The sequence below is a fragment of the Paenibacillus sp. FSL M7-1046 genome (genome assembly GCF_038007405.1).
In the GTDB taxonomy this organism is placed as follows: Bacteria; Bacillota; Bacilli; order Paenibacillales; family Paenibacillaceae; genus Paenibacillus_AQ.
Genome location: NZ_JBBOXB010000001.1, coordinates 5757414 through 5780273, shown reverse-complemented (window position 1 = coordinate 5780273; position 22860 = coordinate 5757414). Strand labels below are relative to the sequence as shown.

Genomic DNA, 22860 nt, shown 5'->3' with positions numbered 1-22860 from the left:
TCTGTTATCGTTTATTTTTGATTCAGTTTGCTGTTTTTGTATCCGTATAGAAAATAGATCAGTAGTCCGACAGCCAGCCAGATGACAAAGCCGATCCAAGTCTCTCTCCCCAGATTATACATTAAATAAGCACAGGTTGCCGCACTAAGCAGCGGGATGTATGGCACCCAAGGCACCGTGAACCCTCTCTTCAGATTCGGATGGGTACGGCGCAGGACAATTACACCCAAGGATACCACGAGAAAAGCGAACAGTGTCCCAATGCTGGTCAGGTTAGCCAGCCGGTCCAGTGGAACAAACCCGGTGAGCACAGCGATCAATCCGCCGACCATCCAGGTGCTGCGCACGGGGGTATGCGTCTTGGCGCTTACCTTGGACCAGCTTTTCGGCAGCAGCCCGTCCCGTGAGATCGCGAACAAGAGACGGGTCTGGCCGAAGAGCATAACAAGCAGAACTGTGGTCATCCCGGCGATAGCGCCTACAGAGATTAGACCGGCAATCATATTCTGGTCCACGAATCGCAGGGCGTAGGAAACGGGATCACTGACATTCAGGCTTTGATAAGGCACGATCCCTGTCAGAACCAGTGAGACAGTAATGTACAGCACGGTACAGATTGCAAGGGATGAAATGATTCCGATAGGCAAATCACGCTGCGGGCGCTTCACCTCTTCCGCTGCAGTCGATATGGCATCAAAGCCGATATAGGCGAAAAAGACGGTAGCCGCCCCATTCACCACCCCATGGAAGCCAAACGGCAAAAATGGCGTCCAGTTCTCCGGTTTCACATAGAAAAATCCCGTAACTATGAAGAGAAGCACTACAGACAGCTTAATCACAACCATAATTGCATTAAAGCGGGCCGTTTCCTTGACTCCGCGGGTCAACAAATAGGAGATCAGCAAAATAATGATCATGGCGGGCAGATTTACATAAGTGCCTTTGTCCGCATTATAAGCCCCGGAGAGTGCTGTGGGCAAATGCAGGCCGAAACCATCCAGCAGGCCCTGGAAGTAACCGGACCATCCACTGCTTACTGCCGCTGCCGCAACCCCATATTCCAGCACCAGATCCCAGCCCAGAATCCAGGCCAGCAATTCGCCGAAAGCGACATAGCTATAGGCATAAGCGCTGCCGGACACCGGGAGCGTTGAAGCAAATTCTGAATAACACAGTGCGGACAGCACACAGGCAAACCCGGCGAGAATGAAGGAGAGCACAAGGCCCGGCCCGGCATGCTCCGCGGCTGCGACTCCTGTCATAACAAATATCCCGGTGCCGATAATGGCCCCTACACCAAGTGTTGTAAGATCCAGCGCACCCAGTGTCTTGCTTAGTTTAGCGCCATCGGCGCTTTGAGGCGCGGTCAGCGGTTTTTTGCGGAATAAATCCATTCTTAAATTCGCTCCTGTCGATGAAATGAGTGTAGAACTCCTATGGTGCCGTGGTTAGCAGCTTCATGCCAGTCCGATAAAAATTGGCCACTTTGGGAGTGCACCGGCAATCTTAAACAGGGTGAACAGCTACGATGATGTCTTCACAATGATTGACAATCCCAGTGCCGGACCCGGAATAAGTTTTCAGCAGAATGGCAGCCCCAAGATACATAAATAGTGCAGCAATACTAAACATAGCTACCTCCTCTCTGCGAAAGCGCGTTGTTAGCTTGCCCGTTTTCGGGTAATGGATTAAAAACAAGCTGCTTGAAAACACTAACTCCAGAGCTTATGATGGATAAGATTGGACACAAAAAAATCGAAATTCGGAGGAGATGGAACAATGGCCCCCCCATTTAAGCCCAATCGTGTCGTAGTTATCGGTACCGGTGCAGTCGGTACAACAACCGCATATACGCTGCTTCTGCGCAGACGGATGCCTGAATTGGTACTAATCGATGTTAATCATCAGAAAGCGCTGGGTGAAGCGCTGGACATGAACCACGGCATGCCGTTTGTCGGCGGTGTAAAGCTGTGGGCAGGAACCTATGAAGATTGCCGGGAAGCGGATATTATTATCGTAACCGCCGGCGCCTCCCAGAAGCCGGGTGAGACCCGGATTGATCTTCTGCGAAAGAACATCGCGATTTTTAAAGATATCATCCAAAAGATTACGAAATACAATCAGCATGCCATTCTGCTGATTGCTACGAATCCGGTAGATATCCTGGCTTATGCCACTCTTAAGATCAGCGGCTTCGACCGCAGACGGGTCATCGGTTCCGGTACAGTGCTCGACAGTGCGCGGTTCCGCTATTTGATCGGTCTTCATAAAGAAATAGATCCCCGCAGCATTCATGGTCAAATTATCGGTGAACACGGTGACTCCGAGCTTCCGGTATGGAGCCTTGCCAACGTGGCCGGCATCGATTTGGGCTTTGATGAAGCGGAACGCAAGGAGATCTTTGAAGACACCAAGAACGCCGCCTATGAAATTATCGACGCCAAAGGTTCTACCTCATATGCGATTGCTCTTGCCCTGGACCGAATCGTGGTTTCGATTCTGCACAATGAAGGCGCTGTGCTGAATGTCTCCACGCTGTTGAACAACTATAACGGAGTTTCGGATGTGTTCCTCGGTGCTCCATGTGTCGTTGACCGCTCCGGCGTTCGCGAAGTGCTGGATCTGCCGCTGAGTGAAGACGAAAAGGCAATGTTCCAGAAATCTGCAGAGAAGCTCAAAGCGGAAATTTCCAAGCTTGAATTGTAACCATTTTACTGGTTAGCACGGGGCTGTCCTGGTCATTTCGATGACCGGGACAGCCTTATTTTATGCTTCCGGCACGCAAAAGAAACCGCCCTTCAAGCGGATGGAATATTAACCCCGCGAATAGAAGGACGGATTTTCCTTAAGTACTATAACATGAATCTTTTTTGCCTGACAATGACATTAATTTAATGCTTAAAATTTCCAAGAGCGTTCTGGACCCTTGAGACAGAGTTATTTTGTGACTGGCAATTTGTAATACTCTTTCAGCACTTGCTCCGCTTCCTTACCATAAATATCAAAACCATTGTTGGACGAAGCCTCTTCCAGAGCGTAGAGCTTTGTGCTCCAATCCCACCAGAAGAAACCGGCGAACCAAGGCTCATTCCAAAAGGTTTCAAGTGCCGAACGATAAAAGTTAGCCTGCTCACTTTCCGAATGAGGCAGATCCTTATGCGTAAAGTCCCACGGCATAGTGGCACAGCCGAGTGCGCTGCGGCAGCCAATTTCGATAAAAACAAGCGGCTTGTTGAATCTTTCGGCTAAAGCCTTAAGCCGGGGTTTCTGCTTCTCCCAGGCGGTGAGCATATTCTCATAGGAATCCCCTGGCACAGAGGCTACAGGATAATATGCGCTGGTTCCGATGAGATCGACCGCATCCAGCCACTGAATCCCTTCTTCTTTGCCATGATTGGCATTGTAAACGATGGGGCCGGTATACAGGCTCTTCACCTCACGGATAACTTCCCGCCATTCTGCTTCCCTATATTCTGTAGCTACCATTTCACAGCCGATACAGAACATTTCGCAGCCCAGCTCCTCTGCAAGCTCCGCATAATGCTTCAAGAAATTCGTGTAGGACTCGAACCAGGCTGCCCAATAGGCGTCTCCATCCTCAGGAAATCCGATCCGAGCTCTCCAAATCCCGTCTCTGGAGTTGACTACAGGCTTCAGGCAGACTTTCAGGCCCAGATCCTTCGCATTCCGCACCGCATGTTCGATATCCCGATCTGTCGGTGTGTAACCGTAATCAAAATGAATATCTGTTGAGAACACTGTATCCTGCCAGGTCCAGAAGGACAAAGCGATCCACTCACTTCCGGTATCAGCCAGCTTTTTCATCGAATCCGCCGCATAATCTTTCCGGTACTCTCCTCTTTTTGTTTCCCAGCCATAAGTCATTCCTTTATAAAAAACTTCCTTCATCCCCACGTCCTCCTACTAATTTAGTAATAACATGTTATTTCGTGTACCGATAACCTTAAATAATTACCAGCTATATTAAAGCCTCAATAACAGTTAGAATAAATCAAAAACAAAATAATAACAAGTTGTTTTTGTTATTGAAGAGAAGCCTTAACCACATGAGTCATTTAGCGGCATCTGGATAACAGCAGAGGAAAAGAATTGTACACTGAACTTTACGGGCTGCCCCCCTTTTCAAGTTAGCAATTGTGCAAAAAGAGACATAGTTAACTTAACATTAGTTATGTTAACTATTATTCTGGATTTATGCCTTTTACCAGTGCTTCTGATGTAGAAAGAAAATTAAGCATTAGACAAGCCCCCACTAAAAACAGCGGCAGCTGTGGACGATAAAGTCCTGGGTTGTACTTTATTGATTCGGATATCTTTGATCCACTTGTTGCGACGTTTGTTATTTTACTCACCTTCTAATAAATTGCATAATAGAAACCCTTTATTTATAAGGGTTTAAGATGTTGATACAACATGACTTTCATGTGGTTTAACAGGAGAAAGGAGGAGAGAAGAGTGCAGGCTTTGCAAGTAACATGGAAAAAGCACCCAAACTCAGGCGCTTTAAAATAAGCTAGTGCTCTATCCGGCTAGTAATTAAAGAATAGTTGGATATAAGCGTTTCAATTTGATTCTCGCGTCTTGAGTGGTGAACTGCCAGTTTACTTTCGAGCCTGCTGCGTTGCGTTGCTGTGTCCAAGTACTTACTTGTTTTTTGAAACTTTCCATATCAGGAAGTGGTTTTTCCAGGGCCTGCCGCGACATAATGCCAATTTCAATTTCCGCCATGTCCAGCCAGCTCTCATGTTTTGGCGTATGATGCCATTCAAACCGATTCGCAATACGGTGAGCTTCCTCCGGTGAAAATGCCTTATAGAGCGAGGCAGTCGAATGTGTATTGAGATTGTCGGTGATCAGGACCACTTTCTTGGCATGCGGGTATAGGACATCCGATGTATACTTGAGCACCTGGGCGAAATCTACAGCTGTCCGGGTTGTGGTGACGATGGTTTCACGTTTGCCCGCAAGCGGTTCAAAGATCTTAAAGACATCGGCAACGCCGTTACGCTCATACTCCGAATCCACTTTTTCAGGCTGACCCGACGCACAGGAAATTCGGGTTTCTTTGATCAGTTGCTTATTGGTTTCATCGATGCAAACAACCGGACGCTTGGGATCATAGGGACGCTGATAGACATCCAGTACATCCTCCATTTTGGCTACAAATTCTGCACTGGCTTCTGGAATGCACCATTCCTTGACGAGCCACGGTTTAATCTCGTTTTTTTCATAATTTCGCAAACGGTGCTGTCGGTTATATATTCGACCACCTCCAGCCGAATGAGTTCATCCGCGATGGCACAAATTCTCGCTTCGATCTCACCCGTTACCTTACGATGATGGTTTTCTTGTTTCTTTCTGCCTAACTCAAATATTAAGCCCCAGGCTATGCCTGGGAGAACTGAACAGGAAGTACCGTGAGGCATGATGAAAGAAAGTCCCCGTTTGCTATACTGAGAAATGGTTTCGCCAGCCAAATTCTCAAGCAAAGGGGGACGCTACCCATGGGTGGTAGCAGTCTAGCCCACACCCGGTGGGATTGTAGTTGTCCTATCATATTCATCCCAAAATTTCGTCGAAAAGTCTTCTTCAAGGAGATCAGGAAAGAAGTTGGGGAAATTCTAAGGACGTTATGTGAGTACAAGAACGTAGAACTGGTAAAAGGGAGCATCAGTGCGGATCATGTGCATATGTACGTGAAGATACCACCGAAATTGAGCGTATCCGAATTTATGGGATATCTCAAAGGCAAAGCGCACTGATGGTGTTTGATCGCTTTCCAGAAATGAAGCAAGGGAGCGGCAGACACCTGTGGGCAAGAGGATATTTTGTGAGTACCGTCGGCATTAATAAAGATGTGATTCGAGAGTATATCCAAAAGCAGGAAGAAGCAGATATCATCGAAGACAAAGCACGAAAGTAACCCCTTCCAGGGGTAGCCCGTAATCATGGCTGGCGAAACCGCGCCTTTAGGCGCAGCCAGTACAATGCCCCTTATAGGGGCGATATCAAGCCACCCGTTGAACGGGTGGTTCTGTGACTTGGAGGGAGGAAATCCCGATGAAAGCAAAACGAAAATGGCTGGTATTGCTGGAACGCTGGTGCTGCTGGGTTTGCTGTGCTTCTGCGTGGCAGCGTATGCTGCTCCGTCCGGAGATGTGTCCGGAGCCATTGAAAGCACCTGGAACGATGCCTCGGCCCAGATCAAATCCGTCGTCAATAAAGTGGAGTTTCCGGCCATCGACCTGATCCTGGCGGTGTTTTTCTTCGTCAAGCTGGGGACGGACTATTTTGATTACCGGAAGCACGGACAGTTTGAGTGGGCGGCGCCCGCTATCCTGTTCGCCTGCCTCGTGTTTATGCTGACGGCGCCTCTGTACATTTGGGGGATTTTGGGGATGTAGCAAAAAATAGATCGAATTCTTATAGTCAAGGATTCGGTCTGTTTTAATTAGGATTTCAAATCCGTATTATGCTCATAGTCTCATATGTTTTCTTCAAGCCATGCATGAACTATCTTTACATCCTCTTTTTGCATAAAAGGATGATCACTATTTTGAGAGATTTCCAACTTGCAATCATGTGATTTCGCAAAGTCCTTAACAATTTCCAGAGATTGCATACTGTCTTTTCTGCCGTAAAGGATTGAAGTTGGAATATTCCATTTTTTAACCGGATGTTCCTTTACAAACTTATAATAATCCCAACGCAGCAAATCAACAGAGGTTACAATCTCTTTTTGTATGCGTAGTTGTTCTTCTGTCACATCAAACCAATTAAACATCTGTTTAATTAGATATTCCATGTTTAATACAGGTGATTGGAACAGACAATTGACAAAATTACTATTTGTGTAAGCATTCAAACTGAAATACGCTCCCAAACTGCACCCAAACAAAGAAACATGATCCCAATTTGAAAAGGCATAGTCTCCAATTAGAGTAAGGTCATTAATGCCATTCCAAATGTCACAACGATAACTACTGTCCTTTCGTTCCCCGTGTTCAGGCAAATCGAAACTTAGCGTTTGATATCCTTTTTTCACAGCGATTTCAGCAAAATCTCTAGCATGTTCTTTGCATGACATTTTGCCATGAACATGGACATATACCTTGTCTGATCTATCACCCCAAATAATGGATGGGATGTTGCCAATTTTTATATTTTGAATTTTCATAGATACCTCCGACTGTTGAGGCATTACCCTCCATAGATTTCTGATTGTTAAGTTGCATGATCTTTTTAATTCTCCTTTCTCGACCTTTTATTTAAAAGAAATAAGCCGCAAAATATAAACAGACTAGTGCTCTATCCGGCTAGTAATTAAAGAATAGTTGGATATAAGCGTTTCAACTTGATTCTCGCGTCTTGAGTGGTGAACTGCCAGTTTACTTTCGAGCCTGCTGCGTTGCGTTGCTGTGTCCAAGTACTTACTTGTTTTTTGAAACTTTCCATATCAGGAAGTGGTTTTTCCAGGGCCTGCCGCGACATAATTGCCAATTTCAATTTCCGCCATATCCAGCCAGCTCCCATGTTTTGGCGTATGATGCCATTCAAACCGATTCGCAATACGGTGAGCTTCCTCCGGTGAAAATGCCTTATAGAGCGAGGCAGTCGAATGCGTATTGAGATTGTCGGTGATCAGGACCACTTTCTTGGCATGCGGGTATAGGACATCCGATGTATACTTGAGCACCTGGGCGAAATCTACAGCTGTCCGGGTTGTGGTGACGATGGTTTCACGTTTGCCCGCAAGCGGTTCAAAGATCATAAAGACATCGGCAACGCCGTTACGCTCATACTCCGAATCCACTTTTCAGGCTGACCCGACGCACAGGAAATTCGGGTTTCTTTGATCAGTTGCTTATTGGTTTCATCGATGCAAACAACCGGACGCTTGGGATCATAGGGACGCTGATAGACGTCCAGTACATCCTCCATTTTGGCTACAAATTCTGCACTGGCTTCTGGAATGCACCATTCCTTGACGAGCCACGGTTTAATCTCGTTTTTTTCATAAATTCGCAAACGGTGCTGTCGGTTATATATTCGACCACCTCCAGCCGAATGAGTTCATCCGCGATGGCTTGTATCGTCCAGCGCGAACGCCCATCCGGTGGCGCGGAGCAGGCGATGGCACAAATTCTCGCTTCGATCTCACCCGTTACCTTGCGATGATGGTTTTCTTGTTTCTTTCTGCCTAACTCAGCTTCCAGTCCCTCAAATACAAAGCGTTTCGCTATACGTGGTATGTGTCTCGCTGTATGCACTTTGAATGCGATTATACGTCCACTCTGTGTTTTCCGGGCGTTGGTCCAGCTTCAGCAAAATTTGTGCATGCTTGATGCGGTAGCCTTTTCCACCTTTCTGTACGAGTTTCTGCAAGTCATCGCGCTCTTCCTCTGTCAGTGTAACGATATATCGCGGCATCGGTATAACCTCCGCTTATGTTTGGATAATTATACCACCAACACGCAGAACTCTCACTACATTTTTCCGCCGGATGGAGCACTAGTATATTTATTTGATTTTCGAAAAATCAACTTTATAAGTTACTGAAAACTCTTTACCAGTATAAAGATAAATTAATTCTGCTGGCTTACTGAAATCAATTTTGTTGATATCAAAATCTGCAATTAATAATTTTTTATAAGCTGGTGAATCAGGCCAAGAAGAGGTATGATCTGCCGATTCGTTTAATCCAACAATTTCTAGAGGCTGATAAATTTTTGAACCCTGTTTTAAAACAATGTTGAGGGAGTTTGCAAAATCAATGTCATCACCAAATGCTATAACTCTAAATGATAGCACATCAATCTGTGCAAACATCTTTGTAATATCTTTTGCATCTGCTAAAGTAAATTCTTTGTATTCATCAGCAGCAAAATAGGCCTCACTCGCAATCAAAGAATACGGAGTGACAAGTGTTGTCACTGGTTGCAAGAATTTCATTTTATCATCATAGAATAGGGAAGGATTGACTCTTAGAATACTTAAAGTATGTCTCTTTACCCCCTAATCCAATTTTTATTGCATTTTTCATCTGTTGGTCGGATAGGTTGAAAATATTCCCTTTTATTGTTTTGCTAGACAACCTTTGAGTTGTTGTAACCTCTGTCTTTTTTAGAACTAGAGGTTGGCTCAGCAAACACCACAGAAGAGCATAGTAGAGAGGTCGCCAAAAATACAGTTGCAATTTTCTTCAAGTTAAAAACACCTCATTCTATGTAATGATTCCATATTACACCAATTATAGGTATATAGTTTCGGCACAATCTAAAGATCAGTGTTGATTTTTTCAAGCAGATAAGCGATGCCGATTGCATTCGACTAAAATTCCAGCTATGTACCGTACTTGCATGCGCTCTCCCTAACAATCATTCTTTTAGAAATCGGATGGTCCTCCTTCAGCTCCAACAGATCCCAAAGATTCCCGTATAAATCCTTAAAGACAGCAACTGTCCCGTACGATTGTTCTTGCGGCTCCCTTACAAATTCAATCCCCTTTGCATTCATTTCCTGATAATCTCTCCAAAAATCATCCGTGTTCAAAAACAGAAACACCCTGCCTCCAGCCTGGTTGCCGATAAACGGTTCTTGTTCAGATTTGGATGCTCTCGCGAGCAATATCGTTGTCCCGGTTGAACCAGGCGGAGAAATAACAACCCACCGTTTGTCTTGTTCAGGCTTATAGGTATCCTCATTGACTGTAAAATTCAGTTTTTCTGTATGTAATACGGCTCAAGCTGAACCTGCAGTCTGGACATGGCTTCTTCCTTCTCCCGGCTTGTAATATGCGTATACACCGTTGTAGTCTGGATGGACGAATGGCCCAGCAGCTCCTGCACGGTACGCAAATCGGCCCCCTTGCGCAGCAGCATCGTGGCAAAGGAGTGACGCAGCTTGTGGCTGGAGTACGGCCGGCGGTGAACCATCGGCACTTCCTGCTGAAAACGGCTAAAGGTGTCTGCAGCTATGCCCTGTATTCCCCGTATTGAGAGTCTGCGTCCTTTCTGAGAGATAAACATCGCCTCCTCTTTGCTAAGCCAAGGGGTGAGACGTTCGTTCAAGGCTTGCTGCAGAAAAGGGGCGACATCCTCCGGCACCGGCACATTGCGCCATTTGCGTCCTTTGCCAAATACACGCAGTGTACGCCGTTCTGCATTATAATCACTCAAATTCAACGTATGGACTTCCCCCACCCGCAGCCCCATATAGGACATCAGTAAGAAAACAGCCAAATTGCGGCTCCGGTATTTGCCTTCTACAGCAGACAAAAACCGCTGCAGATCCACTTCATCCAGATAGACCGGCTCACGGTTTTTTTCGGTTTTGGATTTCTTGATCCCGGCCGCCGGATTGGATGTCAGTAATTCCAGCTCAATGAGTGCCTTAAACAAGCAATTTACCGAGGCATGCTTGCGGTTACGCGTCGCATCGCTTACCCCGCGTTCACGGACCGAGGTCAGATAGGACACTACTTGAAGCTTTTTAACGGATTCCAGACTTCTGCCATTCAGGCTCCCAAGAAACTCCCGCACATCGGCAAGATAGGATTTCTGTGTGTACGCCGTAAATCCGGCATCCTTCATCCAGATCAGAAAAGCCTCAAGCTCTTCTTCATAGTCAGGCCCCAATTCGTTCATGTATGTCCTCCTCCCCCATGATTTCAACAACCTATTGTACCACAGAATTTAATACACCTTCATTTGTATTTGTACTTCTCCACATTGCCGCATGTTTCTCTACCGTCAGCAAAAATTCCTGAAGTGCCGGCGATTTCCATTTCTTTTGATGGTAAACAGTTTGTGTAGCAACCCGCTGCGATTCATCATTCCAGTTGAGCCGGGCCAGCTTACCGGCGGCCAGCTCGCTTCTTACCGAAATCAGCGGCAGGAATGAGATGCCGAGGCCGGACATGACACACTGCTTGATCGCCTCGATACTCCAGAATTCCAGCTTGGGATCGGGAAACACCCCTTGGCTGTTCAAATGACGCTCAAATAAGATCCGGTAGGTACAGCCAGTTTCTGTAAACAGGATAGTTTCATTCTTAAGGTGCTGCGGTTCGACACTCTCCTGCTGCAGCAAAGGATGATCCGGCGGTGCAATGAGCGTCATCTCTTCATGAATCAATGTTTCACTGCACAAGTCTTTATATTCCGCCTCCGGCTGCAGCAGAAAAGCCAAATCCAGCTCACCGGAGCGGACGGACTCTGCCAGCTCCCAGCAGACGCCTGGTTTCAGTGTGATTTGAACCTGCGGATATTGTCCGCGAAATTCCTTAATGATGCCAGGCAGACGGAAGGCGGCCAGCGATTCTGGCGCACCAATCCGCAGGACTCCCGATACCTCATTCTCTGCACGCAGGGCATTCTGGGCCAAAGAGTGCATCCTGTGAATTTCCTGCGCATAAGGCAGCAGGCGGCGGCCGGCATCGGTCAGAATAATTTTTTTGCTGATGCGGTCAAACAAAGGCTGGCCAAGCTCTGCCTCCAGCGCTTGAATCTGCGCAGTAATACTGGACTGGGCATAGTCCAGCTTTTGAGCAGCACGGGTAAAACTGCCTACCTCCACGACTACTAGAAACGTAAATAAATGCCGCGATTCCATATGACTCTCACCAACCTTCCCAGGAGGAATGTATCATCGGTTTTTCGAATGGATAACATTCAAACTTTCCGTTTTTCCTATGGATACATTATCTGATACTCTATAACTAAATACAAGGTAAAAGGAAAGCGGGATCTTATTTATGAAGGACACTCATACATTGCAACGAAACATCGGTATGCCGCAAGCCATTGCTCTATACATCGGAGCCGTGCTTGGTTCAGGTATTTTAATCGTACCCGGACTGGCCGCTGAAATGGCCGGTCCGGCTTCCCTGCTGGCCTGGGGATTCATGACCCTGCTGATTCTGCCTCTGGCTTTGTCGATGGGGCTCCTCTCCGCTAAATTCCCAAACGCCGGAGGTGTGTCCCATTTCGTCACTTTGGCCTTCGGCCCCAAGGCTGGAGCATTGGTAGGCTGGTTCTTCCTGATGTCAGTGCCCATTGGCGGACCTGTGGCTGCGCTGACGGGAGCCGGGTATATGACGGCCGCCATGGGCTGGGGGGACGGAGCCCGAATTGTTATCGCCGCCGTGATGCTGGCCATTGGCCTGATCACGAACTGGATGGGCATGCAGGTCGCAGGCAAAGTACAAATTGCCGTGGTTATTGCAATCATTGCTGTGCTGGTGTTCTCGTTTGCCACCGCACTCCCCCGCATGGAAAGAACGCATTTCTCGCCATTTGTTCCCCATGGCTGGATGAGCATCGGGCAAGCGGCAGCTATTCTCTTCTGGTGTTTCATCGGCTGGGAGGCAGTCTCCCATCTTTCAGAAGAGTTCAAGGACCCGCAGCGTGCAGCTGTTAAAGGGGTCACCATCGCCGCTATTATCGTAGGTGTGCTCTATTTCTTATCCGCGCTGGCTACGGTTGGAACCCAAAGCTACCTCCGTGGAGGCGCTGATTCCTCGCTCGTCTGGATCATCAGCCAGCCGCTTGGCGCATGGGGCGGCTTCATCGCTGGACTTACCGGCCTGTTCATCTGCACCGCGACGATTATCGCCTATTCCAGTGCTGCATCACGGGTGGCCTTTGCCTTGTCCCGTCAGGGCTATGCTCCCAAGTGGATGGGACGCCTGTCCAGCCGGTACAAGACGCCCACTGGGGCTATTGGTTTCTTGTTGCTTTGTTTTGCTGCAGTACTGCTCCTTTACGGCAGTGGCCTGCTCTCCATCACCACGCTGATCCAGTTCCCCAATGCCACTTTCATCCTGACGTACATTGGAGGCTGTGCTGCCGGAATCCGGCTGCTCAAAGGCAACAGGCTTGGAGTAACGATCAGCTGGATATCTTTTATCGCTACACTGGCGGTGTTTCCGTTTACCGGGTGGGCAATACTGTATCCGCTGCTGATTACGATCGTCTTTATCGTCGTCACCGTTTTGCGCAATAAACGCAGCTCCGGCAGCGGTTACTCTCAGACACTGGAACATCGTTAGTCGGCGCGCAAGGCCCTTGAATAGAGCAGGCCGCACCCTCTTTGCCGGGCAAGGAGGATGCGGCCTGTTTTCTTTTGAAGGAACATTTTTTACTGCCTTCTGGAAGAGCTACTTTCCCCTTCTTTATTCTCAATTGTAAGCCTAATACTGAGGCGGTTTCCGGCAGTGGTAGTGAGGCATAATAATGAAGGGTGGTTAAAAGTTTTTAGGGAGGTTAACGGGGGCTGCAACGCGTTTCGTTTCAGGAAGGTCGCATACGGTTATGGATTGAAGAGAGATAGAACCCATATTTCATTAAAGGAGACGATAAACATGCCCGAAAATAAAAAGATCGTTCTCGAACCGGCAGCGCAGAAATTTGCCGATGACAATGCAAAGCCCCCTTTCCTTCCAGACCTCGGTCCTGAAAAGGGCCGAGAAACGGTGGATACCGTTCAGTCCGGTGAAATAAAAAAACCGGAGGCCGATATCCAGGATCTCTCTGTTCCCGGCGGACCCAAAGGTGAGGTTCCGATCCGAATTGTTCGTCCGGTTAACACTTCTGCTTCAACACTTCCTGTTATCTTATACATTCACGGGGCCGGCTGGGTATTCGGTAACAGCCATACTCATGACCGGCTCATTCGTGAACTGGCGGCCGGCGCGGATGCGGCCGTTGTTTTCCCGGAATACAACCTGTCCCCGGAAGCCAAGTATCCTACAGCGATTGAGGAAATTTATACGGTGCTGGAATGGATCTCCAAGCATGGATCTGAACATGGTCTTGACGGGGGGCGATTGACTGTAGCCGGTGACAGTGTCGGAGGCAATATGACTGCGGCCATAACGCTGATGGCCAAAGAACGCAAAGGCCCGGCAATCAGCAAGCAGCTGCTGTTCTATCCGGTAACCGATGCTTCATTCGATACGGAATCGTATCACCAGTTCGCCGAAGGTTATTTCCTTCAGCGTGAAGGGATGAAATGGTTCTGGGATCAATATACAACAGATCCGCAGGAACGGGCTCAGATTACCGCTTCCCCGCTGCGGGCCAGCCTGGAGCAGCTCAGCGGTTTGCCGGAAGCCCTAATTATTACGGGAGAAGCCGATGTGCTGCGGGACGAAGGCGAAGCCTATGCCGCCAAACTGCGTGAAGCGGGTGTCACGGTAACAGCGGCCCGGTTTCAAGGCATCATCCATGACTTTGTCATGCTGAATGCGCTCGCAGACACGAATGCCAACAAGGGAGCACTGCTCTTGGCAACAGCGTGGCTGCGGCAATAATACTGAAAGAAACAAGATATATGTAACGTGAAATCAGGCCAGCTTCGGGTGTATTCCGAAGCTGGCCTGATGCCTTAAAAACGGCTTAATTACAGTAAAGTGTGCAGCTGCTCAGCAGTTATTTTTACACATAAAATATTTAACCGCCTTCCCGCACAAATCCGCTGAAGCTGTAGCCTGGGTTAGTTCCGCTTGTTATTTACGCTGACTGTAAAATTCCGCCGCTTTGACCAGCATGTCCTTCAACGAACTGAAGGAAGTCGTATGACTGACATGCTCATTCAACTGATCCTGTGGCAGGGATTTCAAATCCTCCGCCGAAGATGCAGAGAAACCTCCGCTTTGCAGCAGCTCCTGCAGTGACTCAAATGGCGTAAACTGTTGCAGAAACGATCCCGATAACAACTGATCCAAAGGGAGTTTCTCCATCAATTGATCCAGCGGCAGCTGATCTAGTGGCAGCTTTTGCAGCAGTTCGCCCACTCCGCCTTCTTTAACCGTATCCATCAGACCTTGTATTTTCCCACCCAACCCTCCGAAATTGAATCCCATAACGAGCCCTCCTATTAAATCTTTAGTTGCTCCTTATTACCCCAATCTGGACCGGTTGAAATATTAGTTTACATATTAATTATTATGTTAACTAATAATCAACTTCCTTATTTTAGAAACTTATTAAGCATTTATACGTCTAACTAATATGAACATTCACAAGGAGATGACTCTTTTGCCACAAGTAAAAACAATTCTCACATCACTTCTCGCTGTTTCCCTATTATCATCCGGTACCACCCTAACGTTGCAAGGAATGGCTACAGACACCGCCTATGCAGCATCCAGCGCCACTTCTGTGAAAGCCGCCAAGGACACCTCTCTCCCTTTGAAGTGGTCTGTCGCAACAGATGGCATTGGCATGTATGACAAGCTGCCCATCTTAAATGGAATCCTCTTTTATACCGCCAATAATACACTGTACGCCAAAAATATAGCTACCGGCCAAGTGAAATGGTCCTACAAAAACGGCGGGGAGCCGCAGATCCTTACGAACAGTTCCATCTTCTTTATCGATAATCACGAACAGCTCGTAAAAGTATCCGCTGACACGGGGAAGCTGCTGTGGAAGGTTAAAGTGTCAAAGCGACCGATAGAAGTCGGAGCACAGGCTCGCCTGATTAACGGAAAAGTATATTTCTCCAATGAAAGCGGCGGCGTAGCTGCCTATCATCCGGTGACAGGCAAGAAAATATGGGAGAATACGAATATCCCCATGTATGTAGGCACCATTTACGGAGAATATAAAGGCGTACTCGTCGTCTCCAGCACCGTCGATAATACACGCACACAATTTTACGGACTAGATCTTGCAACTGGCAAGAAGTTATGGAGAACTGAGGGCTTATATGGTTATGTAGGTGTTCAGGAGGGACATTTGGTTCTGCAGAAACAAGTCAAAGAACAATATGATACTGAAGCCACTCCCGTTCCGGGTCATCTATTAACACTGGTCCAATTGGACCCGGCAACAGGCAAAATATCAGGCCAAGAAGACTACCAGCCTCTGAATGACATCGACAGAATGAGCAATTACTACACTTCCATTCAGAATTCTTATATCTATACGGCGGCTGGGAATCTTGATAAGGATGAATATACGCTAACACGGTTTACACGCGGCCAGAGCAAAGAAACAGCAACAAAAAGCTACGAAAGTTATGGCAGATGGCTGGCCGGTCCTACAAACGGAATGGCATTCTTTCAAAAAGGAACCCAAATCACCGGAGTCAATCTTGAGAATGACCGTGTTGTGACGTTCGACAATCCGGCAAGCAAGGTTGAACTGCTGCAGCGGGTTGGCAAGGCTGTATTCACTATTTACGAGAACGGGTACCTCTCCATTAATCATGCAGATACCGGAGCCTTGTTCGGGATTATCAAAACCGGAGCCGGCTACCATTATTTTGGCAATGTTACGATCGAAAAGGGAATCGCGTTGATCCCGACAGAACATAAATTGCTGGCCGTAGCCCTGCCTAAAGAATTGCAGTAAATGATCTTTACGTTTAGCGGTTCCTGCGAAGAAACTCCCCGATTCTCCGGGCAGCTTCCAGGAGCCGCTTTTCTTCTTCAACCAGCGCGATTCTGACGAACCCTTCTCCCTGTGAACCAAAAGCATCCCCCGGGATTACAGCAACACCAGTCTTTAGCAGCAGCTCTTGAGCGAACCTGCGTGATCGGCCAACTTCACCTGGAGTTCCCCAAGCCTCCGGAAGCCGTGCCCAAACAAACATTGTCGCTTTAGGCTTAGCAACAGACCAGCCTTCCAAGGACAAAGCTTCAATAAACACATCGCGCCGATGCTCATAAAGCGGGGCCACCTCCAGTTTATCCCCTCCAGCCATCGCCAGCTCCAGCGCAAATGCCGCAGCCTCCTGTACCGGATTAAATACCCCATAGTCTACATTGCTCTTCAGTTCACGGAGTGCGCCGACAGCTTGGCGGTTGCCGGTCATAAAACCAACGCGGCATCCGGCCATATTAAAGCTCTTGGAGAACGAATGAAATTCAACCGCCGTCTCTAGTGCTCCTGGTACTTGCAGGATACTTAACGGACGGTAGCCGTCAAACCCCATCTCCGAATATGCCAAATCATGAATAACCAGCACCTCCCATTTCCCGGCTAAAGCAATCAGTTTCTCCATGTAAGCCAAATCGGCCGTAACCGCAATCGGATTGCCGGGAAAGCTGAGCAGGATAAAAACCGCCTGCTGCCATATCTCATCAGGAATGCTGTCCAGATCAGGCAGAAACTCATTTTGCTCCAGCAAAGGGAGATGCCAGGCCTTGACCCCTGCAATCGCCAGTGAACCGGAATAAATCGGATAACCCGGATCAGGGACAATCGCCAAATCTCCGGGATTGCAAATGGACAAAGCAAGATGGGCCAGCCCGTCCTGTGAACCCATCAGCGCCACCAGCTCTTCCTCATCATCCACTTCAACATCAAACCGCCATTTCATCCAGGCTGCCGCTTGCTTGCGGAACAAGCCGCTTCCCTTGGAAGCGGGATAGGAATAACTGTTCTCCCTGAGAACTGCATCACTTAACGCTTGGCGAATCTCAAGAGCAGGTGCCTGATCCGGACTGCCGATCCCAAGGTCGATGACCTCGATGCCCGACCTCCGTGATTCTGCTTTCCATACGGATACTTCCGAGAATATGGAAGAACCCAAATGCGATAGTTTATCCGATCGCCATCCCCGTTTGGAACTGCTGTATGTCAAAATCAAAACCCCCAGCTGTTTTTCCAATTAGTATAGCATGATTTCTTTCACCCGGTTTTACACAAAGCTCACATCAGAAGGGCGTAAATAATTAAAACCATATTATAGTTTTATTACCTTATTAATCCAATATAAGCCCTCAAATCGGCACAACCACATGGTTAGATGAACCTATTAAAATGGATCTCAGATTAAACAGCGTATAATTTATGTTATACGCTGTTTTTTTAGGGCGAAATTGGGCCATTCTACTGTGATTTTCACTATCCAGTCAATAAGCTCTTTCTCCATAGCTTAGAATCTTGGCTAATGGGATAAACAGCCGCCAGAAAGATTGGCGGCTGCGTGTGATTACGTATTTAACTTGTACTCTCCTGTTTATTGAAAATCAGCTTTACTTCGCTGGCAGTTTCAATAACCGGTATAATACCGTCATCCCTTCGGCACGTGTTGTCTTCCCATCCGGTTTAAACATCCCCCCGGGTTGGCCTTCAATGATGCCGAGTGCTGCCGCTTCATTCACGGCTTGCTGTGCCCAGGCTCCCATTCGCCCGGCGTCATGAAATGCCGGGGTCGCGCCAGTTACTGCCGCGCCTGCGTTGCTCAAATGATATGCGCGCATAATCATCACAGCCATTTCCTGCCGCGAAAGGGAATTCTGCGGCCGGTACTCCCCGCCGGCTCCTCCTAAAATTCCAGCTGCGGCGGCGGCGTTTACTCCCACCGCGTACCATGCGTCTTCAGGGACATCTGTGAACACGGCTGCTTCCATTTTAAGATTCAGCAGTCGGGCCAGCATCACCGCGAACTCTGCACGGGTCAGCGTTTGATTCGGAGCAAATAAACCTTCGTCTGTTCCAGTCGCGATATTTCGGGCAGCCATCACTTCAATGGCATGCCGGGCCCAGTGAGAGTTCAGATCTCCAAAGGTCTTGGTGGATTTCGCCAGCAGATAAGCTCCCCATTGAGCCGGCTCGAATTCTATGCTTCCACCCGTAATCTTGCTGTTAAGATACCGCCAGTTCCCCTGTTCATCCTGCACGTAAATCACGAGCTTGTCCGGATCACTTTCTCCACCAGAAACCGGTATTTGTGCGTTCAGAGCAAAGGAATTCTTATCCAACGGATCAAGATTTTTAACCGACGAAGTAATAGTATACAAAATACGCCCTTCTGTATTTGCAGGCTGATCTACCGCTGTCTTTTGGGTAAATGTCAGCGTGACCTCTTCCGTTTCGGCCGACAATAACCGCTGCGCGGCTATCGTCCATTTCGAACCCCGGTCAAGAATTTGCAGTGGTTTACCGAGCTGAACCGCCAAGCGGATGACAGATTGCGGAAACCATACAGATTTAGCACCAGTTGCAGAACTATCAAAATCTTTAAGATTTATACTTAATACAGCGGCTTCAGCATTGTTCAATTCCTTGAGTGCCCATGCCTCATCTACTTTAAGCAGATCCGGCTTTGCGGCTGGCGGGACAACAGCACTCTGGAACTCGGGATTGTTACCAGCAAGTGGGGCTGTATAAATCTGCCCAGCCGAAACCTTAGCCTGGGCAAAACCGTTAATTTGCCGGCTTTTATTGATTTCATAGACTGCAATATACGAACCCGCTGTAACAGCGATATCTTCCCCCGGCTTGTAGCTGAGTACTCCGGCAGGTAGGAAATCTCCTTTAACCGGAACTGCTATAGCATCGGCTGATACTTGCACAGCTATACTGTTGAGCGGATCATAGGTCGCCGTTTGTACCGTGGCCGTGCCCTGCGTTTTGCCGGGTACAATATCTATTTCGAGCATCCTGACGGGATATGGTGCTACCTCTCCCCGCTGCAGCAGTTTTGAGCTGAAACGGAAGATTGTCCCCTTTTCGTCCGTCTCATAAATTGTGATATACATTCCAGCTTCCACATCGGCTAGCTCGAAAGGCAGGGCGGAAACCGGAACCGCTTCAGCAGGTACACGGTCAAGCACAATGTCCGGGGTATCCAAAGGCTTCACAGAAACGATTCGCTTTAACTCATGATAGACTTCATCATAAACTGCAGTTTTGACCAGAGCTCTGCCGGGTGCACTTCCCGGACTAACTTCAATCGGAGCCGTAAGTGGAGGAGCCGCAGTGTCAAACGGTGTCACCGCAACCTCCATTGATTTCCCGCTCTCTCCAGCCGTTTCGCTAGCCGAGGTCACTGTTAAATAATAAGTGGTGTCGTTGGCAAGCTCCTTCACTGATAAATAGTTGCTTCTTGCAACGCCTACCGGTGCACCGTAGCCCTCCCCTGCGGTACGCAAATAAACATTATAATGATCCGCCTTGGGAGAGGCAGACCAGTTCAGTTCAACCCCGCGATCCCGCGCGCTTGCTGTAACATTCAGCGGTACTGCCGGAGCCGAACCCCTGTCATCAAACCGCATCACAACCGTCCTGTAATCTCCTCCTGACTGTGCCATATCCGTGAATGCAGCATAGATAATGCCATTCTCCACGTATAGTGAGGTATGATCCACCGCTCCTTTGGAAAAACTTTTGTTCCCGACAAATTCCCAGCCGGTATCTCCTTTGCCGGTATATTTCATTACAATGGCTTTTCCGCCATTTTCCGCTGACCTGAACAAGATATAGGGTATGCCCTGATCTATAAAAAGACGGGTATAATTCAGGTCGTTATCAGGATTCCCTTCAAAATTTTTGCTGCCGACATAATCCCAGTTCTGCCCGTTAAATTTGACCAGATTCGGCCCCACATCCCGAAAAGCCAGATAAGGCGTTCCCTCGTACACAAATACCGATGTCCACTTGACGGCTTTCGCAGTTGTCATGTTCTTGGTAAACCCGCGTCCGCCTAAAGCTACCCACTGGCCGCCATCATACATCATGACAGTTCCCCGGTTGGCGTTATTATCACGGAAAGCGACATAGGGCGTGATTCCGTCTACAAATAATGATACATAGGTCCCTGCCGCACCTACGGATATGATTCCGTCCCCGACAAGCTCCCAGCCAGTGTTGCCTTTACCGCTATATCTCATTACCATTGCACCCGGCTCTTGGCCACTGGCAGGCTGGACGTTAAAAGCAACAAAAGGTATACCGTTCTTATCAATAGCCAAAGCTACATTATCAACCAGCTTGTCGATGATGCTTCTCCCTCCGACAGACTCCCATTTGGTTGCACCCTTCCCTGTATACTTCATGACCGTAACACTGTTATGGATATCCGTAGATGCGACATACGGCACGTTATTAAAGAAAGCCAGCGAAGTATATCCAACGCCGCCTTCCAGAAATCCTGGGCTTCCAACATACTCCCATCCGGTGGGTGTATGTTTTTTGACGGACACTTTTCCATTCTCTACGATGGCCAAAAAAGGTGTGCCGTCATTTACGATCAAAGAGTTGTCCATAGTGGCAGAGCTGGAAACGGTCCCCAGAGATTCCCATACGTTGAGACCCGGCGTAGCGTTGACCTCTGCAGATTCGGCTTCATCGCTAACCCCATTCTCATTAAAAGCTCTCACCTTGAAGTAGACTGTCTTGCCACTGCTCAATCCTTCGGTCAATGTATAGGCGGTGGAGCTATTCCCGGTAACTACAGCAGCCGGTGTATCCGGATAACTGCTGACTTCCGCATCACGCTGGTAAATGTAGTAACCCGTTGCATCTGCTCCAGTAGCGGCAGTAACCGGATCCCAGCTAATGTTCACTTGTGCATTATTGACCGAAGTAACCTGCACATGCAGTGGAGCAGTTGGCGGCAATGCCAACGGTGTTATCTTGATTTCATTGGAATAACGTCCATCCACTGTACGGATCATAAACCGGTAGGATGTATTATTTTCAAGCTTCGGAATCACATCACTTCGTCCTTCTCTGCCGACAGAGCTGAATTGTACCCCGTCTTTAAAAATAATGTATCCGGTAGCCTTTTCTGCTGCGTCCCACTCCAGTTGAACTGCCGAATCCCGCACTTGACCCCAGAGTTTGAAATCGGCATCGCTGTATTTGATGATGGATATGGACCCGGTCTTGCCGTCTTCTACATAGCTGACATATGGTACTCCATCCCTGACTGTCATATCGGATAGACTCTGAACTGTTACGGATAATGATTCTCCAAGCTTATCCCAGGTGTAGCTCCCATCTAGGAGCTTGCTTAAGCTTTTGGCAGATACGGTGTAGGGTTCAGTATAATCCCGATACACGGCATACACCTTTCCGGCATCCGCAGATAAGGTATATGAGCTTACTCTATTCTCGGAAACCTCATTTCCAGCCTTCGTCCAATCTCCCAATATTTCACCCGCTGAATGCTCCATAACTGTCAGCCTGTTGCCGTTGGCGGAACTGTCTACATATCCGAAATATAATATCCCGCCTTCAACGATTAACTTAGGCAGGCTAAGCGCTCCACCAGTGAAATTCTGGTTGCCGATCCGTTCCCATTCCTTGCGGTCCGGATTGTATTTCTTCACAGTTGCTCTCTGTGCACTGTTGCTTGAAATATAGCCTACATATAAAATACCGTCGTCGTCTATTGCAAAAGGGGCATCACCGCTCGGATGACTTCCCTCAGGACTGGGTATCAACGTCCATGCTCCTGCAATGTATTTTTTGATCTGCCACACTTTTTCACCCTTAACGACTCCCGAATACGCCACATATGGGGTTCCATCTACTATCGTTAAGGAAATATGGTCAAGCGTGGTGCTTTCACTGACAAAGACAGGCCCTCCGAGACTCTCCCATCCCTCTTCCTCCAACTTGCTCACATGCAGTTCATTCTTATCTCCCCTATATGCCAAATAAAGTATATCATTGTCGATTACGAAGGAGGTGGTCACCGAAGCCGCCGGCATCGGGATTGCCTCCGGCGGAGTAGGAAGCGTCATCCATTTCACTCCGTCATACTTTTGAATGGAAGGAATGCCGTTTCCGCTTTTATAAGCAGCGAGATATTTAATGTACAGTTCACCCTTGCTGTTATAGGCTATTTCCGGAAGGGCAGCTTTTGCAGCAATTTCCCTATCGCCTTCATATACCCAGGTTCCCTCCGCTTCCAATCCTGCCGCGCTGCTCTGGCTCCTCCCGAAGCCCTGCACCAGCATTGCCGCAGAGAGCAGAACTATCAGCAGGCTCCTGCACCATCTATTTCCCTTCACTCTCACTTTTCCATCTCCCCTTGTTTTTTGTATACGTTACATTGAATTGCTTGCACCTATAAAAAATCGGCCTTCCCTGC

At 48.0% G+C, this 22860-nt stretch carries 16 protein-coding genes and 3 pseudogenes; 6 read left to right on the top strand and 13 right to left on the bottom strand.

All coding sequences use genetic code 11. The features are described 5' to 3' along the window. Window positions 1-11: 11 nt before the first annotated feature. Together NYE29_RS25795 and NYE29_RS25790 are read right to left on the bottom strand one after the other, a co-directional pair. On the bottom strand, window positions 12-1394 hold the full coding sequence (locus NYE29_RS25795; protein ID WP_340898017.1) for an amino acid permease: 1383 nt from the start codon (window positions 1392-1394) through the stop codon (window positions 12-14). Window positions 1395-1506: 112 nt separating this feature from the next. Then, window positions 1507-1632: a hypothetical protein gene (locus NYE29_RS25790; RefSeq protein WP_340898016.1), complete on the bottom strand. Its 126-nt coding sequence runs from the start codon at window positions 1630-1632 to the stop codon at window positions 1507-1509. A gap of 147 nt (window positions 1633-1779) precedes the next feature. Here NYE29_RS25790 and NYE29_RS25785 point away from each other — a divergent pair, with 147 nt between their 5' ends. Continuing rightward, the gene (locus tag NYE29_RS25785; protein WP_038592719.1) at window positions 1780-2706 is read left to right on the top strand and encodes an L-lactate dehydrogenase; all 927 of its coding nucleotides are present in this window, start codon (window positions 1780-1782) and stop codon (window positions 2704-2706) included. Window positions 2707-2937: 231 nt separating this feature from the next. Here the strand turns inward: NYE29_RS25785 and NYE29_RS25780 are convergent, their stop codons facing one another. After that, a complete protein-coding gene (locus NYE29_RS25780; RefSeq protein ID WP_340898015.1) occupies window positions 2938-3909 on the bottom strand; it encodes a glycoside hydrolase family 113 in 972 nt (323 codons plus the stop codon). 648 nt (window positions 3910-4557) lie between these two features. Further along, window positions 4558-5262 (bottom strand): IS630 family transposase, encoded by a 705-nt coding sequence (locus NYE29_RS25775; RefSeq protein ID WP_340898014.1) that lies wholly within the window; start codon window positions 5260-5262, stop codon window positions 4558-4560. A 263-nt stretch (window positions 5263-5525) separates the two neighbouring features. Here NYE29_RS25775 and tnpA point away from each other — a divergent pair. Both tnpA and NYE29_RS25765 read left to right on the top strand, forming a co-directional pair. Then, window positions 5526-5944, top strand: a pseudogene (gene tnpA / locus NYE29_RS25770) (IS200/IS605 family transposase). Window positions 5945-6062: 118 nt separating this feature from the next. Further along, window positions 6063-6425 (top strand): DUF3852 domain-containing protein, encoded by a 363-nt coding sequence (locus NYE29_RS25765; RefSeq protein ID WP_340898013.1) that lies wholly within the window; start codon window positions 6063-6065, stop codon window positions 6423-6425. A gap of 80 nt (window positions 6426-6505) precedes the next feature. Here NYE29_RS25765 and NYE29_RS25760 read toward each other — a convergent pair whose 3' ends face one another. From NYE29_RS25760 to NYE29_RS25725, 6 genes and pseudogenes are all read right to left on the bottom strand, one after another. Next, entirely contained in the window at window positions 6506-7198 is a 693-nt protein-coding gene (locus NYE29_RS25760) for an alpha/beta hydrolase (RefSeq protein ID WP_038592726.1), read from the bottom strand. Between the two features lie 146 nt (window positions 7199-7344). Continuing rightward, window positions 7345-8457: pseudogene (locus tag NYE29_RS34645) on the bottom strand (IS630 family transposase). 84 nt (window positions 8458-8541) lie between these two features. After that, window positions 8542-8955 (bottom strand): hypothetical protein, encoded by a 414-nt coding sequence (locus NYE29_RS25740; protein ID WP_340898010.1) that lies wholly within the window; start codon window positions 8953-8955, stop codon window positions 8542-8544. Between the two features lie 408 nt (window positions 8956-9363). After that, window positions 9364-9753: pseudogene (locus NYE29_RS25735) on the bottom strand (VOC family protein); the annotation flags it as partial. Next, window positions 9738-10667 (bottom strand): tyrosine-type recombinase/integrase, encoded by a 930-nt coding sequence (locus tag NYE29_RS25730; protein WP_340898009.1) that lies wholly within the window; start codon window positions 10665-10667, stop codon window positions 9738-9740. The pseudogene NYE29_RS25735 and the gene NYE29_RS25730, both read right to left, overlap by 16 nt. A 31-nt stretch (window positions 10668-10698) precedes the next feature. Next, entirely contained in the window at window positions 10699-11634 is a 936-nt protein-coding gene (locus NYE29_RS25725) for a LysR family transcriptional regulator (protein ID WP_340898008.1), read from the bottom strand. Between the two features lie 142 nt (window positions 11635-11776). On the opposite strand from NYE29_RS25725, the gene NYE29_RS25720 reads away from it, so the two are divergent. Both NYE29_RS25720 and NYE29_RS25715 read left to right on the top strand, forming a co-directional pair. Next, window positions 11777-13072 (top strand): APC family permease, encoded by a 1296-nt coding sequence (locus NYE29_RS25720; RefSeq protein ID WP_340898007.1) that lies wholly within the window; start codon window positions 11777-11779, stop codon window positions 13070-13072. A gap of 312 nt (window positions 13073-13384) precedes the next feature. Further along, window positions 13385-14335, top strand: coding sequence for an alpha/beta hydrolase (locus tag NYE29_RS25715; protein ID WP_340898006.1), 951 nt, complete (start codon window positions 13385-13387; stop codon window positions 14333-14335). 195 nt (window positions 14336-14530) lie between these two features. Here the strand turns inward: NYE29_RS25715 and NYE29_RS25710 are convergent, their stop codons facing one another. Beyond that, window positions 14531-14887 (bottom strand): hypothetical protein, encoded by a 357-nt coding sequence (locus NYE29_RS25710; protein WP_340898005.1) that lies wholly within the window; start codon window positions 14885-14887, stop codon window positions 14531-14533. 175 nt (window positions 14888-15062) lie between these two features. On the opposite strand from NYE29_RS25710, the gene NYE29_RS25705 reads away from it, so the two are divergent. Continuing rightward, the gene (locus NYE29_RS25705; RefSeq protein ID WP_340898003.1) at window positions 15063-16382 is read left to right on the top strand and encodes an outer membrane protein assembly factor BamB family protein; all 1320 of its coding nucleotides are present in this window, start codon (window positions 15063-15065) and stop codon (window positions 16380-16382) included. 13 nt (window positions 16383-16395) lie between these two features. Here the strand turns inward: NYE29_RS25705 and NYE29_RS25700 are convergent, their stop codons facing one another. Together NYE29_RS25700 and NYE29_RS25695 are read right to left on the bottom strand one after the other, a co-directional pair. Beyond that, window positions 16396-17616 (bottom strand): aminotransferase class I/II-fold pyridoxal phosphate-dependent enzyme, encoded by a 1221-nt coding sequence (locus NYE29_RS25700; RefSeq protein ID WP_340898002.1) that lies wholly within the window; start codon window positions 17614-17616, stop codon window positions 16396-16398. 394 nt (window positions 17617-18010) lie between these two features. Beyond that, window positions 18011-22780, bottom strand: coding sequence for an S-layer homology domain-containing protein (locus tag NYE29_RS25695; RefSeq protein WP_340898000.1), 4770 nt, complete (start codon window positions 22778-22780; stop codon window positions 18011-18013). Window positions 22781-22860 lie beyond the last annotated feature (80 nt).